We start from the raw sequence: 16,248 nt of genomic DNA, 5'->3' as shown, positions 1-16,248 counted from the left end.
GGCCGGGTGGTAAACGTCTGACGTCGTCCCGCTCAGCCGGACCCGGTACCTTGACTCCCCGTGCTCCTTGCTCCGACTCCCTCTCCCAGCGTCTCCATCCCGGATATCGACCTGACCAAGTCGTGTGACTCCGACTCGGTGTGCAAGTGGCTTCTGGTACACGACGTGAGCCCGTGGCTGGCCAAGAGTGGCTACCTGTTCGTGGTCAAGCCGCTCCGGGTCATCGCGATCATCGCGATCGCGATGCTGATCCGCTGGCTGCTGCACCGGGCGATCACCCGGCTGACCGCCAGCACCTCCCGGGCCGCGATGCCGGCGCTGCTCAAGCCGCTGAAGGAACGCCCCGACGTCACCGCCGAGGACGCGCAGTTCATCCCGGAGCGGCGGCGGCAGCGGGCCGAGGCGATCGGCTCGGTGCTGCGCAGCTTCGTCAGCGCGGTGGTCTTCACGATGGCGACGCTGCTGGTGCTCGGCGAGTTCGGGTTCAACCTGGCGCCGCTGCTGGCCAGCGCCGGGATCGTCGGCGTGGCGCTCGGCTTCGGGGCGCAGAGCCTGGTCAAGGACTTGATAGCCGGTCTGTTCATGCTGCTGGAGGACCAGTACGGCGTCGGCGACACGGTCGACCTGGGCGAGGCGATCGGCGTGGTGGAGAGCGTCGGCCTGCGGATCACCACGGTCCGGGACTCCCGCGGGGTGCTCTGGTACATCCGCAACGGCGAGATCGTCCGGGTCGGCAACAAGAGCCAGGGCTGGGCGATGGTGGTGATCGACATCCCGATCGGCTTCGTCAACTCGGAGGAGGCGATCGCGGTGCTGAAGCAGGCCGCCGAGGCGGTCGCCGAGCACCCGGACCACCAGACCGAGTTCATCGAGGCGCCGGACGTGATCGGCGTGGAGACGCTGACCGTGGACGGCGCGACGATCCGGACGATCGCCAAGACCACCGCGGAGAGTCAGGCGACCGTCCAGCGGGAGCTGCGCCGGGTGCTGGCCGAGTCGCTGGAGACCAGCGGGCTGTCCGAGCGGATCGCCGCGTCCCGCCTGGCGCCGCGCTCGGCGGTGCCGCCGCCCTGGTACACGGGCCCCGAGAATTCTTCGTCTTCGATCGACGAGCGGTCCCCGGGCGGACCGTCCTGACCTGCGCCTAGGCGATACAAATCGGTTACACCCTCCACCGAACGGCTGGAAATCGGACCAACCGCCCTAGCGTCCACTAGGACGATCGGGCAGAATCCGGTACAGCTTTTGCAGATGCACGTTCGCGCCGGTCGATGGAGGACACGTGGCCAACGACCTGGAGGGTCCACAACAGGCCCAGAAGGCTACGGAAGGCGATCATCCGATCACCTTCCGTGGCCTTTTTGCGCTCCGGGAGTTCCGGTTCGTCTACACGTCCATGCTGATCAGCTGGGTCGGCGACTACCTGACCCGGGCCGCCGTCACGGTGCTGATCTACCAGCAGACCCGGTCGGTGCTGCTCTCCGCGATCTCCTTCGCGATCGGCTACCTGCCGTGGATCACCCTCGGGCCGGTGCTCTCCGCACTCGGCGACCGGTATCCGTACCGCCGGGTGATGATCGCCTGTGACCTGTTCCGGATGACCGCGGTCGCGATGCTGCTGATCCCCGGCCTGCCGGTCGCGGTGCTGCTGCTGGTGGTCCTGCTGGCCGGGCTGGGCGGCCCGCCCGCGCAGGCGGCCCGCTCCGCGCAGCTGCCGCTGGTGGTCGGGCGCGAGCGCCTCACCCTGGCGACCGCCGTCGCCACCACCACCGGCCAGGCCGCGCAGGTCGCCGGTTACCTGCTCGGCTCGGCGCTGGCGGTCGGCCTGACCCCGCGGGTGGCGGTCGGCCTGGACGTGGTCAGCTTCGCGGTCTCCGCGCTGCTGATCGCGATCGGGGTGCGGCTCCGGCCGGCCGCGGTCGCCCCGGCGCACCGCCGGCACCTGCTGCGCGAGACCGCCGAGGGCTTCCAGCTGGTCTTCGGGCTGCCGGTGCTGCGGTCGATCGCGATCGTGGTGTTCAGCACGATCGCGTTCAGCATCGTGCCGGAGAGCCTGGCCGCCTCCTGGGCCGCCGAGGGCACCCCGGACGGCCTCCCGCAGGGCCTGGCGCAGGGCCTGATCATGGGCGCCGGGCCGCTCGGCGTCGCGATCGGCGGGCTGCTGTTCAGCCGGCTGGTCCCGGCCGAGCGCCGCTGGCAGCTGGTGCCGCTGCTCGCCGTCGTCACCCCGCTGGTGCTGGTCCCGGCCATCGCCGGGCCGCCGGCCGTCGTCGTCGCCGGGCTGGTGGCGCTCTCCGGCCTGGCCCAGGGGGCCGCGCTGCCCGCGCTCAACGCGTCGTTCGCGCTGATCCTGCCGGCCAGCCACCGGGCCCGGGCGTTCGGCGTGATGACCAGCGGGATCCAGGCCAGCCAGTTCCTCGCCGTGCTGATCACCGGGGTGCTCTCCGAGCGGTTCCGGATCCCGCTGGTGGTCGGGGTGTGGAGCATCGCCGGCACCGCGCTGATGGTCGCGATCGTGGCGTTCTGGCCGAAGCGGCCCGCGCCGGTCGCCGCGGCGCCGACGCCCGCCCGGGCGGAACCGGCCACCTGAGCCGGTGCTGGCAGGATGGAACGGTGAGCGCACCCGTACCGGAAGAGGCCACCTTCTTCGCCGCCATCGGCGGTGAACCGACGTTCCGCCGTCTCGTCGACAAGTTCTACGAGGGCGTCGCGGCGGACCCGCTGCTGCGGCCGATGTACCCGGAGGAGGACCTCGGGCCGGCTTCCGAGCGGATGCGGCTCTTCCTGATGCAGTACTGGGGCGGCCCGACCACGTACTCGGACACCCGCGGCCACCCCCGCCTGCGGATGCGGCACGCGCCGTTCCGGGTCGGCCCGGCCGAGCGGGACGCCTGGCTGCTGCGGATGCGGACCGCCGTCGACTCGCTCGGCCTGCCCGAGGCGCAGCACACGATGCTCTGGGACTACCTGGAGCGCGCGGCGTACTTCATGGTGAACACCGAGTAGTGACGCCGCCGCCGGTGGCTCGTTGATCGGATTGTTCTGTCCACGATCCGGGAGCCGCCCCATGCGTCGTCGCCTGCTGGCCGTCGCCACCGCTTTGCTCGCCACCCTGGCCGGTTCCCCACCCCCCGCGCTGGCCGACATCACCCAGTCGGAGATCGTCTCCAGCAACCCGGTGGACTGGACGCCGCACGTACTGGACGGCACGGTCTGGTCCCTCGCGGTGGTGGGCGACACGGTGATCGTCGGTGGCGCCTTCACCAAGGTCGCCGACAGCAGCCGCCGGACCACCCTGGCCCGCAAGAACATCTTCGCGTTCGACCTGCACGACGGCTCGATCCGGTCGTTCGCGCCGGAGGTCGACGGCGCGATCTACTCGCTCGCGCCGGGCGCCGACGGGACGGTCTACGCCGGTGGGGCGTTCAAGACCGTCAACGGCGCCGCCCAGCGCGGCATCACCCGCCTCTGGCTGAGCAGCGGCAACCGGGACACGTCGTTCCGCGCCAAGGTCAACTGGGGGGACGTGCGGGCGCTGGCGACCCGCGGCGACCGCCTCTACGCCGGCGGCACGTTCTCCGCGATCAGCGGGACCAACCGGGTCGCCCTGGCCCGGATGGACGCCGAGACCGGCGCCGTGGACACCGGCTTCGACGCGAAGCTGAGCGGGCCGGGCCTGAGCCGGGTCCGGGTGGAGCACTTCGACATCACCGCGGACGGGCGGCGGCTGGTCGCGGTCGGCGCGTTCCTGAAGGCCGACGGCTACGACCGGGTCCAGATCGCGCAGTTCGACGTCGGCGGCTCGTCCGCGCAGCTCAGCGGCTGGTACACGCGGGACTACGAGCCGCAGTGCATGAAGGGCTTCGACACCTACCTGCGGCAGGTCAAGTACTCCCCGGACGGCTCCTACTTCGTGGTCGCCGCGACCGGACGGGCCTCCTCGGCGCAGAAGCTCTGCGACTCGGCGGCGCGCTTCGAGACCAGCCGGACCGGCGAGCAGCGGCCCACCTGGGTGCAGCGGACCGGCGGGGACTCGCTCTACGCGGTCGCGATCACCGGGCCGGCCGTCTACCTGGGCGGGCACCAGCGGTGGTTCGACAATCCGTACGGCACCGACGGCAACGGCCCGGGGCCGGGCGCGGTCTCCCGCCCGGGCATCGGCGCGGTCAGCCCGTCGACCGGGAAGGCGCTCTCCTGGAACCCGACGCGGGCCCGCGGGGTGGGCGTGCGCGCCTTCCTGACCCTGCCGCAGGGGCTGCTGGTCGGCTCGGACACCGACGAACTGGGCAAGGAGTACCACGGCCGGATCGGCCTGTTCCCGCTGAGCTGACGACCGGTTCAGCCCGCCGGGCCCGTGGAGACGTCCGCGGGCCCGGTTTTGTCGTTCCGGCTTTCAAAGATCAACTTCAAGATCTTTTTTGCCTCGGCTGCGGCCGATAACTGATCGTCGCTCCCGCGGGGACCCTTCCGGGCCTCGCAGGGCGCGGGGCGCCCAGAACGCGAGACCCTCCAGGGCGACGTCCGCGGGTGGTTGCGGTTTCAAAAACCCGGAACGGCCACCGACGCTGCGCGTCGCGGTGCCGGCCGCGTCAGAGCAGAGCGCCCTCGTCGTGCAGCCAGTCGACGAACGAGGTGGCGACGGCGGCGCCGCAGTCGAGCAACTCGACCAGGAGCGCGTCGTGCGTGCCGGCCGCCAGCGGAACCTGCAGCTCCGCGTAGATCGGCAGCTGCCCGCGCTCGGTCGGGTCCCCCACGTACGCCTTGCAGAAGCGCCGGGTGTGGTTCCACTCGTTGACCACCCGGTACGCCCGGTCGGCCCAGTCGGGCGGCACGGTCGCGTGCGGGCGGGCCCGCATCACCAGGATCTCGTCGTCCGGCCCCTCGAGGGTGACCAGGACCGCGTGCCGCTCCCACATGGCCAGCAGGCTGCCGCCGCCGTCCGCGAGGAACCGCACGTCGAGCAGGTCGAGCGCCTTTCCGATCCGGGTCAGCGACACCTGTTCGATCGTGTCGGAGGACCCGGTCGCCGGCAGCTCGGCCGGTGGACCGGTCCGGGCCGGTTCACGCTGGGCCGGGACACCGACGCGGACGGTGCTCTGCACCGCCACCTCGCCACCGGAATCCGTCTCGTTATCCGCGGCCGTTCCCGGACGCCAAGACCACCACGGCATTGTGCGCACCTCGCTCCCCAACAGACCCGCTGCCGGACGTTGCAGTAGATCCGAGGGCCGACGGTACCCAACCGTTTCCTAAAGGTCATCCCCCCAACGGAAGGGCGGAACCATAAGGACGATGCAGACTCACCCTTTCGGGTGACTTGGCATCGGCATAACAGTCAATTTGTGGGCGCTCTGTCGCCACGCGACTCCATATGGTGCCGAAATTCCCACCCAGCCGCCCGCGGTCCTTACTCGAGCCTCCACCGGCTCCGCGCTCCGCGGGCCCAGAAAACCCATCCGCGCGACCGCTTGGACGAGTCGCTGGGAGACCTGAACCGGGCCGCCGGCGTCCGGCGTGACGACCAGGGCGACGTGATCGAGAAGCGCGTCGCGGACCGCCCGCTGACCGACCACCCGCCCGTCGACACCGCCCGCGGAGATCTCCCGGAGCGTTCCGGCGGCGGCCGCGGCGAGCCGGCTCAGCTCGTCGCCGGAGATCGACTCGACGGCGGTGCTCAGCGCCGGCGGCAGCGGCCAGCGCCACTGGGTGTCCCGGCGCTCCGGCAGCTCCTGGCCGCCGGCGGCCAGCACGGCGAGCAGCCCGGCCGCGGCGACCGTGGCGTCGCCCGGCCCGGGACCGGCCACCTCGCGGGTGACCAGCACGTCCCAGGGCAGCTGGGCCCAGAGGGCGGTCCGCCCGCCGGCCGACCGCAGCCGCACCGGCGCCGCCGGATCCAGCCTGGTCAGCCGGGCCAGGAACGCGCCCGCGTCGGGAATCCCGAGCAGGCCGTGCCCACTCATGACCCGCCGCCCGTGTACGGCTTCAGGAACTCCTTCTCCTCCGGCGAGAGCCGCCGGGGATGCCCGTTCGCCAGGTTGTACGGCACGCACACCGACTTGGCGCGACTGGCCAGCACCCCGTCGTCGAACAGCTCGTACGACACGGTGAACGCCGCCACCCGCAGCTCGGAGATCCACATCTCGACCCGCACCGGCTCGCCGAAGTCCACCGGCTTCAGGTAGTCGATCTCGTGGCGGGCGATGACGATGCCCTCCTCGAAGGAGCCGAGGCCGCGCTCCCGGGCCCCGACGAAGAACATCGCCACGCGCGCCTCCTCGTACAAGGTGAGGAAGCGCGCGTTGTTGACGTGCCCGTAGGCGTCCATGTCGGACCACCTGACGGGCACGTCGTAGACGAAGCGACCGTCAGTCACGCGTCAACTTGCGGTAGGTGACCCGGTGCGGGCGAGCCGCGTCGGCACCCAGCCGATCGATCTTGTTCTTCTCGTACGCGTCGAAGTTGCCCTCGAACCAGAACCACTTGTCCGGGTCCTCCTCGGTGCCCTCCCACGCCAGCATGTGGGTGGTGACCCGGTCCAGGAACATCCGGTCGTGGGAGATGACCACGGCGCAGCCGGGGAACTCCAGCAGCGCGTTCTCCAGGCTGGAGAGCGTCTCCACGTCCAGGTCGTTGGTCGGCTCGTCGAGCAGGATCACGTTGCCGCCGATCTTCAGCGTCATCGCGAGGTTGAGCCGGTTGCGCTCGCCACCGGACAGCACCTTGACCGGCTTCTGCTGGTCCGGGCCCTTGAAGCCGAACGCCGCGACGTACGCCCGGGACGGCATCTCGACCTTGCCGACCATCATGTAGTCGAGCCCGTCGGAGACGACCTCCCAGACCGTCTTGGTGCCGTCCAGACCCGAGCGGTTCTGGTCGACGTACGACAGCTTGACCGTCTCGCCGACCCGGACCGAGCCCGAGTCCGGCTGCTCCAGCCCGACGATGGTCTTGAACAGCGTGGTCTTGCCGACGCCGTTCGGGCCGATGATGCCGACGATGCCGTTGCGCGGCAGCGAGAACGACAGGTGGTCGATGAGCACCCGGTCGTCGAAGCCCTTGACCAGGTCCTTGGACTCGATCACGGTGTTGCCCAGGCGCGGGCCCGGCGGGATCTGGATCTCCTCGAAGTCCAGCTTCCGGGTCTTCTCCGCCTCGGTGGCCATCTCCTCGTACCGCTCCAGGCGGGCCTTGGACTTGGTCTGCCGGGCCTTGGCGTTGGACCGGACCCACTCGAGCTCCTCGGTGAGGCGCTTCTGCAGCTTCTGGTCCTTGCGACCCTGCAGGGTCAGCCGGGCCGCCTTCTTGTCCAGGTACGTCGAGTAGTTGCCCTCGTACGGGAACGCGTGACCGCGGTCCAGCTCGAGGATCCAGGTCGCGACGTTGTCCAGGAAGTACCGGTCGTGGGTGATCGCGATGACCGTGCCGGCGTACTTCGACAGGTGCTGCTCCAGCCACGAGACGCTCTCCGCGTCCAGGTGGTTGGTGGGCTCGTCGAGCAGCAGCAGGTCGGGCGCCTCGAGCAGCAGCTTGCACAGCGCGACGCGACGGCGCTCACCACCGGAGAGCTGGGTGACGTCGGCGTCCGGCGGCGGGCAGCGCAGCGCGTCCATGGCGAGCTCGAGCTGCGAGTCGACGTCCCACGCGTTGGAGTGGTCCAGCTCCTCCTGGAGCTTGCCCATCTCCTCCATCAGCTCGTCGGTGTAGTCGGTGGCCATCTGCTCGGCGATCGCGTTGAACCGCTCCAGCTTGGCCTTGGTCTCGGCGACCGCTTCCTCGATGTTGCCGAGGACGGTCTTCTCCTCGTTCAGCGGCGGTTCCTGCGCCAGCATGCCGACGGTGTAGCCGGGCATCAGCCGGGCGTCGCCGTTGCTGACCTGGTCGATACCAGCCATGATCTTGAGAAGACTGGACTTACCGGCGCCGTTCGGTCCGACAACACCGATCTTGACGCCTGGCAGGAAGTTCAGCGTCACGTTGTCGAGCACGACTTTGTCGCCGTGCGCCTTGCGCGCCTTTTCCAGGACGTAGATGAACTGGGCCACGGTGTGCCCTACCTCCGAGATCGTGGATTTTCGGTGCCGGGATCAAAGGACAATCTTTCCAGGTCCCGCGCCAACCGTGAACGCCAACCCCGGACGGTCAGTTCCCCACCGCGGATTGGACCGTCTCGGCCCCGCTCGACTTGCGGATCAGCAGCCGCTCCGGAGTCACCGAGAAGACCGTACCGTCCTGCGGCGCCGTGCCCTCGTAGCTGCCGTCCGGCTCCCGGCGCACGTTCGGGATGAAGAGCGCCGTCACGCCCTCCTCCCACTTCGCCTCGGTGCCGCCCCGGTTGGCGTGGTAGAAGAGATTTCCCGCCTCGTCCTGGCAGATCCAGACCACCGACCCGCGGTCCGTGGTGATCCGCAGGACCTGGGACAGCTCGCCGACCCCGCCCGCGGACGCGCTGTGCGCCATCTTCTGGGTCTGATCCGGGCAGGCGCCCTCGACCGGGAGCAGCGCCGGCGCCGCGGAGGCGTCCGCGGAGGCCTGGTCCGAGGTGGCGCCCGGCTGCGGATCGCGCGACTTCCGACTCTCCCGCTCGCTCAGGAGATACCCGCCGATCATGCCGATGATCGTGAGCAGAACCGTGGCAATCACCACAGGGTAGAAGATCGGGCGCCTCTCCTGGGAATGATCATCGAGGGGGGTCACCGGCACAGGATGACACCTCCGTCAAAATCGCTCGGCGAGAGTGGGTACGACCCGGGGTGGCTACGCACAGTAGGCTCGCCTTGGGAACAGAAACCACCCGGAGGTGTACTCAGCGTGGCCCAACGAAGTTCCTTCGTAGTCGTCGCCAACCGTTTGCCCGTCGACGAGGTAACCCTGCCGAATGGGGAACGCCAGTGGCGCCCCAGCCCAGGTGGCCTGGTCACGGCGCTGCACCCGGTGCTCACCGAGCATCGTGGCACCTGGATCGGCTGGGCCGGCGGGGACGGCGCAGTCCATGAACCGTTCGAGCTCGAGGGCATCAACATCCACCCGGTGCCGTTGAGCGCCGACGAGCTCGAGCGCTATTACGAGGGCCAGTCGAACGCGACGATCTGGCCGCTCTACCACGACGCCGTGGAGACCCCCGTCTACAAGCGCCGCTGGCGGGATTCCTATCGCGCGGTCAACCAGCGGTTCGCCGAGGCCGCCGCGGACGTGGCGGCCGAGGGCGCGACCGTCTGGGTGCAGGACTACCAGCTCCAGCTGGTCCCGTCGATGCTCCGGGAGATGCGCCCGGACCTGCGGATCGGGTTCTTCCTGCACATCCCGTTCCCGCCGATCGAGCTGTTCATGCAGATGCCGTTCCGGGCCGAGATCCTGCGCGGCCTGCTCGGCGCCGACCTGGTCGGCTTCCAGCAGCGGCTGGCCGCGCAGAACTTCGTCCGGCTGGCCCGGCACCTGCTCGGCCTGCGCTACGTGGGCCAGTCGATCCAGGTGGACGGGCGTCAGGTGAAGGCCGGCGCGTTCCCGATCAGCATCGACACCAAGGACATGGAACGCCTCGCCGCCGACCCGGCGGTGCAGGCCCGGGCCAAGCAGATCCGCGCCGAGCTGGGCGATCCGCAGACGGTCATCCTCGGCGTCGACCGGCTGGACTACACCAAGGGCATCGAGCTGCGCCTCAAGGCGTTCCGCGAGCTGCTCTCCGACGGCCGGCTGAACGTCGGCGACGCGGTGATGGTCCAGGTGGCGACGCCCAGCCGGGAGCGGGTCGAGCACTACCAGACGCTGCGGGTCAAGGTCGAGCGCGAGGTCGGCCGGATCAACGGCGAGTTCGGCAAGGTCGGCGTGCCGGCCGTGCACTACCTGCACCAGTCCTACAGCAAGCAGGAACTGGCCGCGCTCTACGTGGCGGCCGACGTCATGATGGTGACCCCGCTGCGGGACGGGATGAACCTGGTCGCCAAGGAGTACATCGCCTGCCGCGGCGACACCGGGGGCGCGCTGATCCTCAGCGAGTTCGCCGGCGCCGCCACGGAGCTCCGCCAGTCGTTCCTGTGCAACCCGCACGACCCGGACGGCGTGAAGGACGCGCTGATGCGGGCGATCAACTCGGAGCCGGCCGAGCTCAAGCGCCGGATGCGGGTGATGCAGCGCCACCTGCGTACCCACGACGTGGCGCGCTGGGCCCGCACGTTCCTCGACGAACTCGGCACCGACGACAAGGTCAGCGCCGACGACAACGAGAAGACGATCGAGGCCTAGAACCATGCGGTTCGGCGCCGGGCCGCTTCGGGTCCGGCGCCGATCGCTGGGGTACGGCGTCAGCCCGCGGCCGGGGTGAACCCCTCGGTCACCGCGACCACGTCACCGATCACCACCACCGCCGGCGGCCGGATCCCGGCGCTCGCGACGTCGGCCGCGACCGCGCCGAGCGTGCTCCGCAGCGAACGCTGGTGCGCCGTCGACCCCTCCTGGATCACCGCGACCGGCGTCGCCGTGTCCCGGCCCTCGGCGAGCAGCCGCTCCGCGATCCGCGGCAGGTTCTTCAGGCCCATCAGCACCACCAGGGTGCCGCGCAGCCGGGCCAGCGCCGGCCAGTCGACCAGCGAGTCCGCGTGGTCCGGCGGGATGTGCCCGGAGACCACGGTGAACTCGTGCGCCACCCCGCGGTGGGTGACCGGGATGCCGGCCAGCGCGGGCGCCGCGATCGAGCTGGTCACGCCGGGCACGACCAGGACCGGGACGCCGGCCTCGGCACAGGCCAGGGCCTCCTCGCCGCCGCGGCCGAAGACGAAGTTGTCGCCACCCTTGAGCCGGACCACGAACTTGCCCTGCTGGGCGCGGTCGACCAGGATCCGGTTGATCTCCGCCTGGGCGGCGGACGGCCCGTACGGGATCTTGGCGGCGTCGATCAGCTCGACCTCCGGCCGCAGCTCGCCCAGGAGCATGCCGGGGACCAGCCGGTCGGCCACCACCACGTCCGCGGCGGCCAGCAGCCGGCGACCCTTGATCGTGATCAGCTCCGGGTCGCCGGGGCCGGCGCCGACCAGCGCGACGCCCTTGAGCTCGGGCGCGGCCGGGGGCGTCGCCTCCAGCGCGTGCGCGACCAGGTCACGGACCGCCATCGCGCGCCGGCGGTCGCCACCGTCCGTCACCGCGACCGTCACCTGACCGTGCCGGGTCACGGCCGGGGTCCAGGCGGTCGCGGCGTCGCGGTCGTCCGCCCGTACGCAAAAAATCTTTTGATCCTCGGCGGCGGCACTGACCTGGGCCGCCGCCTCCGGGTCGTCGATCGCGACGTGGACCAGCCAGGCGCCCTCGACGTCGCCCGGCGCGAAGCGGCGCGGCGTCCAGGTCGCGCGGTCGGCGTCGACGTGCGCCTGCAGCGCGGGGGTCAGCTCCGGCGCGACGATGTCGACCCGCGCACCGGCCGCGATCAGCGCCGGGACCCGGCGGGTGGCCACCGAGCCGCCGCCGACCACCAGCACGCGGCGGCCGTCGAGGCGCAGCGCCATCGGATACAGACTCATTTCTCGGACACTCCCGCGCTGTCGAACGTCGCCACCTCGTGCAGGACCCGGACGGCGGCCGCGACGATCGGCAGCGCGAGCACCGCGCCGCTGCCCTCGCCGAGCCGCATCCCCAGGTCCAGCAGCGGCTCCAGGCCCAGGTGGGCGAGGGCGACGGTGGCGCCCGGCTCGGCCGAGCGGTGCCCGGCGACCATCGCGGCGACCGCGTCCGGCGCGAACGCGGCGGCGGCCAGCGCGGCCGAGGCGGCGATCACGCCGTCCACGATCACCGGCACCCGGTGCGCGGCCGCGCCCAGGATGAACCCGGTCAGCGCGGCGTGCTCCAGACCGCCGACGGTGGCCAGCACGCCGAGCGGGTCGGCGGCGGCCGGGGTGTGCCGGGCCAGCGCCGCGGCGATCACCTCGGTCTTGTGCGCGAGCGTCGCGTCGTCGATGCCGGTGCCGCGCCCGGTCACGACCGCCGGGGCGGACCCGGTGAAGACCGCGATCAGGGCCGCGGCCGGGGTCGTGTTGGCGATCCCCATGTCCCCGGTGAGCAGGCATTTCGCGCCCGCCTCGACGAGCTGGCCGGCGACCGCGAGACCCAGCTCGACGGCGGCCAGCGCCTCCTCGCGGGTCAGCGCCGGCTCGACGGTCATGTCCCGGGTGCCGCGGCGGATGTTCGCGTCCAGCAGGTTCGGCCCGCCGTGCAGCGGGATCGCCACCCCGGCGTCGATCACCATCACGTCCGCGCCGGCCTGCCGGGCGAACGCGTTCACCACCGCACCGCCGGCCACGAAGTTCGCCACCATCTGCGCGGTGACCTCCTGCGGCCACGGGCTGACGCCCTGGGCGTGCACGCCGTGGTCACCGGCGAAGACCGCGACGGTGGCCGGCTCGGGCATCGGCGGCGGGCAGACCCCGGCCAGGCCGGCCAGGCGCACCGACAGCTCCTCCAGGTGGCCGAGCGAGCCGGCCGGCTTGGTCAGCCGGGCCTGCAGGTCGCGGGCGGCGGCCATGGCCTGCTCGTCGGCCGGGCGGATGGCCGCCAGGGTGGTCTCCAGGGTCACGGTCACTCCTCGGTTCGCTCTCGGCTCACGTCTCGTCGCGCTCTCGGATCGGGTCCCCGGCGTCTGCCTCGTGGATCACTTCTCGCAGAGTCTGCACGAATCGTTCCGTGGTGGCAGTGTCGCGCACCGCAATCCGGAGCCAGTCGGGGCCCAGGCCCGGGAAGGTGTCGCCACGGCGTACCGCATAGCCGCGTTTGCGCAGCTCGACGCGGATCCGGTCGGCGCCGGGGAGGTGTACCGGGACGAACGCGGACGCCGGATCGCCGGGAACCGTGACCTTCGGCACCTGCCGCAGCCGTTCCACCAGATGGTCCCGCTCGGCGGCGACCGCCGCGGCGATCTCGCGTTCGGCGGCGACCGCGGCCGGCGACGCGCAGGCGATGGCCGCGGCGAGCGCCGGCGTGGAGACCGCCCACAGCGGCTGCGCCGCGGCCAGCCGGGGCAGCAGCTCGGCCGGGCCCAGCAGGTAGCCGATCCGCAGGCCGGCCAGGCCCCAGGTCTTGGTCAGGCTGCGCAGCACGACCAGGCCGGGCAGGTCGCGCCGGCCGGCCAGGGACTCCGGCTCGCCCGGGCAGCCCGGCCGGTACGTCGTGTCCGAGAACGCCTCGTCGACCACCAGCACCCGGCCGGGCCGGGCCAGGCGGGCCACCGCCCGGGCCGGGTGCAGCACCGCGGTGGGGTTGGTGGGGTTGCCGACGAAGACCAGGTCGGCGTCGTCCGGGACGAGCGCCGGGTCGAGCCGGAAGCCGTCCTCGGCGCGCAGCAGCACCCGGTCCACGACGTGCCCGGCGTTGCGCAGGGCGGCCTCCGGCTCGGTGAACTGCGGGTGCACCACGACCGGGCGACGGGCCCCGCGCAACGCCTGCGCGAGCAGCACGAACGCCTGCGCGGCGCCGGCCGTGAGCAGCACCTCGGCCGGGTCCCGACGATGCCTCGCGGCGACCGCGGCGGTGGCCTCGGTGGCGTCCGGATACGCCGACAGGCTGTCCAGCGATGACCGGATCGGATCACTCAGCCAGCCGGGCATCGCCTGGTGCCGGACGTTGACCGCCAGGTCGATCAGGGTCGCGTCCACCTCGGCGTCGCCGTGATGATCGAGGTCGAACGTCATGCGCCTCAGCATGCCGTACCGTCGCGGATCTTGATTTTTGGTCTTGATCCCGGGGTCGGCTCTTTGGAAATGTCTCACTTCCGGGGTTCCTGGGGAACATGAGGCGATCTGTCATACCTTCGGAGAGTGACTGACCGACGTCCCACCGTAGCCGGAAGAGTCGCCCTCCTGATCCGCGCCGGGCTCATCGCGGGCCTGGTCATCGCCGGCCTCTCCTATCCCTTCACGGCCCTCGCCGGGATGGGCGTCAAGGTCGGCACCGGGGCCCTGGAGAACATGCCGGAGCAGCTCACCGAGGTGCCCGCGGCGCAGACCACCTACGTCTACGCCCGGGACGGCAAGACGCTGCTGACGATGTTCTACGAGGAGTACCGGCGGCAGGTCGCGCTCAAGGACATGTCGCCGTACATCACCCAGGCGATCGTGGCCTCCGAGGACACCCGCTTCTACGAGCACCACGGCGTCGACGCCAAGGGCGTGGCCCGCGCGTTCGTCGCCAACCAGCAGGCCGGCGGCGTCTCCCAGGGCGCCTCGACGCTGACCATGCAGTACGTGCGGATGGCGCTGCGGGACAGCGCGCGGACCCCCAAGCAGGCGCTGGAGGCCACCGAGCAGACCGCCAGCCGGAAACTGCGCGAGATGCGGCTGGCCATCGAGGTCGAGCAACGGCTCACCAAGCAGCAGATCCTCCAGCGGTACCTGAACGCCGCGTACTTCGGGCACCGGGCGTACGGGATCTACGCGGCCGCCGAGGTGTTCTTCTCGAAGCCCGCCAAGGACCTGACGCTGAACGAGGCGGCGCTGCTCGCCGGGCTGGTCAAGGCGCCGTCCGCGTACGACCCGGCGATCAAGGGGCAGGGCGCCGCCGCGACGACCCGGCGCAACTACGTGATCGACCAGATGCTGAAGATGGGCTCGATCACCGCGGTGCAGGCCGCGAACGCCAAGAAAGCCAAGATCAAACTGAGGCTGAGCGCCCCGCCGAACGACTGCGTGTCGATCAACACCAAGCACAACGACTGGGGCTTCTTCTGCGACTACTTCAAGAACTGGTGGCGGGAGCAGCGGGCCTTCGGTAAGAACGTCCTGGAACGCGAGGAGAACCTGCGCCGCGGCGGCTACCGGGTGATCACCTCGATCGACCCCGAGATCCAGGGGTACGCCGAGGCGCACGTGCTCGCCAAGGAAGGGCGGGACAGCCCGTTCGCGCACGGCGAGGTGGTGATCCAGCCGGGCAGCGGGCGGGTGCTCAGCATGGCGGTGAACCGGAAATACTCGCTGCACCAGGACGACAACGGCAAACACAGCGACCGGTCCCAGCGCGACGTCCGCGGCAACTACCCGAACACGGTGAACCCGCTGCTCGGCGGCGGTGACATGGCCGGGTACCAGGCCGGGTCGACGTTCAAGATCTTCACGATGCTGGCGGCGCTGGACGCCGGGCTGCCGCTGTCCACGTCGTACTACGCCCCCGAACGGTTCGTCTCGAAATACATCACCGCGCCCGGGCCGGCGACCTGCGGGACGCACTGGTGCCCGAAGAACTCCAGCAAGTCGATGACCGGGAACCAGACCATGTGGAGCGGGTTCGGCAAGTCCGTGAACACCTACTTCGTGCAGCTGGAACAACGGGTCGGCGCGGAGAAGGCGGTCGCGATGGCGGAACGGCTCGGGCTGAAATGGCGTACCGAGGTGGACCGGAAACTGGCCACGCCCGAGCACGCGTCCGGGTGGGGGGCGTTCACGCTCGGGGTCAGCGACGCCACCCCGGTCGAGATCGCCAACGTGTTCGCGACGGTCGCGGCGGAAGGGAACTACTGCGAGCCGCTCCCGGTCATGTCGATCCGGAACCCGGACGGCAAGGACGCCACGTACAAGGGCAGGCTGATCGCGGCGCCGCGCTGCCACCGGGTCTTCAGCCAGGACGTGGCGCGCGCCGCGACCGACGCGGCCCGGTGCGTCACCGGGTACGGCGCGGCCCGCGGCAGCTGCGGCGGGTGGGAGACGTCGCCGATGGTGTTCGGGACGCTCGGGCGGCCGGTCGCCGGGAAGAGCGGCACCACCGACAACAACAAGACGGCCTGGTTCAGCGGGTTCACGCCGCAGTTGGCGGCCTCGGCGTTCGTGGCGGATCCGGATAATCCTGAGCATTACGTGGGTAGTGGGCGGTCGACGATCTCCAAGTACACGGTGGCGGAGACGCTTCGGGATGCGCTGAAGGGTCAGCCGCACGCCAAGTTCACGCCGCCGTCCGACAAGCTCGTCTGGTAGCCCACCACGTCCGAGCCCGGGGCCGCCGCAGCTCACCGCGCGGCGGCCCGGCCGCATTCACGGACCCGTGCGGCGGCCCGGCCGCATTCACGGACCTGCCGCGGCCGTTCCCGCCGCCTCGCCGCGCCGCCTCGCGGCCGGCGCGCACCCGACCTCCGCCGCGCCACACGCGTTGACGCGCGCCGCGCTGCACGCCACGCCACGCCGCCGCCCTTCGCCGGTCGGCGTCGCCCCTCGGTCGGCACTCCCCCGCCGTGGGGCCCGCAGTCGTCGGGGTAGTCCAGGCGGCGCCCGCGTGGCTCGGGCGCTC

The 16,248-nt window shown here is 71.3% G+C and carries 14 protein-coding genes; 6 read left to right on the top strand and 8 right to left on the bottom strand.

Features of this window, described 5'->3' with window-relative positions; genetic code table 11:
* Positions 1 to 111 precede the first annotated feature (111 nt).
* From L3i22_RS06065 to L3i22_RS06050, 4 genes are all read left to right on the top strand, one after another.
* Complete coding sequence (locus L3i22_RS06065) at positions 112 to 1,137, top strand: mechanosensitive ion channel family protein (protein WP_221329807.1); 1,026 nt, start codon at positions 112 to 114, stop codon at positions 1,135 to 1,137.
* A gap of 145 nt (positions 1,138 to 1,282) precedes the next feature.
* The gene (locus L3i22_RS06060) at positions 1,283 to 2,590 is read left to right on the top strand and encodes an MFS transporter (RefSeq protein WP_255657989.1); all 1,308 of its coding nucleotides are present in this window, start codon (positions 1,283 to 1,285) and stop codon (positions 2,588 to 2,590) included.
* A 23-nt stretch (positions 2,591 to 2,613) separates the two neighbouring features.
* Entirely contained in the window at positions 2,614 to 3,006 is a 393-nt protein-coding gene (locus L3i22_RS06055) for a globin (RefSeq protein WP_221326007.1), read from the top strand.
* Between the two features lie 61 nt (positions 3,007 to 3,067).
* Complete coding sequence (locus L3i22_RS06050; RefSeq protein ID WP_221326006.1) at positions 3,068 to 4,330, top strand: PKD domain containing protein; 1,263 nt, start codon at positions 3,068 to 3,070, stop codon at positions 4,328 to 4,330.
* 259 nt (positions 4,331 to 4,589) lie between these two features.
* On the opposite strand, the gene L3i22_RS06045 is transcribed toward L3i22_RS06050, so the two are convergent.
* From L3i22_RS06045 to L3i22_RS06025, 5 genes are all read right to left on the bottom strand, one after another.
* On the bottom strand, positions 4,590 to 5,102 hold the full coding sequence (locus tag L3i22_RS06045; protein WP_370644523.1) for a YbjN domain-containing protein: 513 nt from the start codon (positions 5,100 to 5,102) through the stop codon (positions 4,590 to 4,592).
* Positions 5,103 to 5,300: 198 nt separating this feature from the next.
* On the bottom strand, positions 5,301 to 5,960 hold the full coding sequence (locus L3i22_RS06040; RefSeq protein ID WP_221326004.1) for a hypothetical protein: 660 nt from the start codon (positions 5,958 to 5,960) through the stop codon (positions 5,301 to 5,303).
* Entirely contained in the window at positions 5,957 to 6,373 is a 417-nt protein-coding gene (locus L3i22_RS06035) for a thioesterase family protein (RefSeq protein ID WP_221326003.1), read from the bottom strand. The genes L3i22_RS06040 and L3i22_RS06035 overlap by 4 nt, the downstream gene beginning before the upstream one ends.
* Complete coding sequence (gene ettA / locus L3i22_RS06030; RefSeq protein WP_221326002.1) at positions 6,366 to 8,042, bottom strand: energy-dependent translational throttle protein EttA; 1,677 nt, start codon at positions 8,040 to 8,042, stop codon at positions 6,366 to 6,368. The genes L3i22_RS06035 and ettA overlap by 8 nt, the downstream gene beginning before the upstream one ends.
* Before the next feature lie 97 nt (positions 8,043 to 8,139).
* Complete coding sequence (locus L3i22_RS06025) at positions 8,140 to 8,643, bottom strand: hypothetical protein (RefSeq protein ID WP_255657988.1); 504 nt, start codon at positions 8,641 to 8,643, stop codon at positions 8,140 to 8,142.
* Between the two features lie 165 nt (positions 8,644 to 8,808).
* Between L3i22_RS06025 and L3i22_RS06020 the strand changes: the two genes are divergently transcribed.
* Positions 8,809 to 10,239: a trehalose-6-phosphate synthase gene (locus L3i22_RS06020; RefSeq protein ID WP_221326000.1), complete on the top strand. Its 1,431-nt coding sequence runs from the start codon at positions 8,809 to 8,811 to the stop codon at positions 10,237 to 10,239.
* A 59-nt stretch (positions 10,240 to 10,298) separates the two neighbouring features.
* Here the strand turns inward: L3i22_RS06020 and cobA are convergent, their stop codons facing one another.
* The 3 genes from cobA to cobC are packed head-to-tail and all read right to left on the bottom strand — an operon-like array spanning position 10,299 to position 13,667.
* Positions 10,299 to 11,507 carry a uroporphyrinogen-III C-methyltransferase gene (gene cobA, locus L3i22_RS06015; RefSeq protein ID WP_221325999.1) on the bottom strand — a complete coding sequence of 403 codons (1,209 nt, stop codon included), beginning with the start codon at positions 11,505 to 11,507 and terminating at the stop codon, positions 10,299 to 10,301.
* Positions 11,504 to 12,556, bottom strand: coding sequence for a nicotinate-nucleotide--dimethylbenzimidazole phosphoribosyltransferase (cobT, locus tag L3i22_RS06010; protein ID WP_221325998.1), 1,053 nt, complete (start codon positions 12,554 to 12,556; stop codon positions 11,504 to 11,506). The genes cobA and cobT overlap by 4 nt, the downstream gene beginning before the upstream one ends.
* Before the next feature lie 25 nt (positions 12,557 to 12,581).
* A complete protein-coding gene (gene cobC / locus L3i22_RS06005) occupies positions 12,582 to 13,667 on the bottom strand; it encodes an Rv2231c family pyridoxal phosphate-dependent protein CobC (RefSeq protein WP_255657987.1) in 1,086 nt (361 codons plus the stop codon).
* Positions 13,668 to 13,793: 126 nt separating this feature from the next.
* Between cobC and L3i22_RS06000 the strand changes: the two genes are divergently transcribed.
* Entirely contained in the window at positions 13,794 to 15,938 is a 2,145-nt protein-coding gene (locus L3i22_RS06000; RefSeq protein WP_221325996.1) for a transglycosylase domain-containing protein, read from the top strand.
* The last annotated feature ends 310 nt before the right edge of the window (positions 15,939 to 16,248 follow it).

Origin of the sequence: Actinoplanes sp. L3-i22 (assembly GCF_019704555.1) — a bacterium.
Classification (GTDB): domain Bacteria; phylum Actinomycetota; class Actinomycetes; order Mycobacteriales; family Micromonosporaceae; genus Actinoplanes.
The sequence above is the reverse complement of the archived record's forward strand: the minus strand, read 5'-3'. Positions and strand labels throughout refer to the sequence as shown.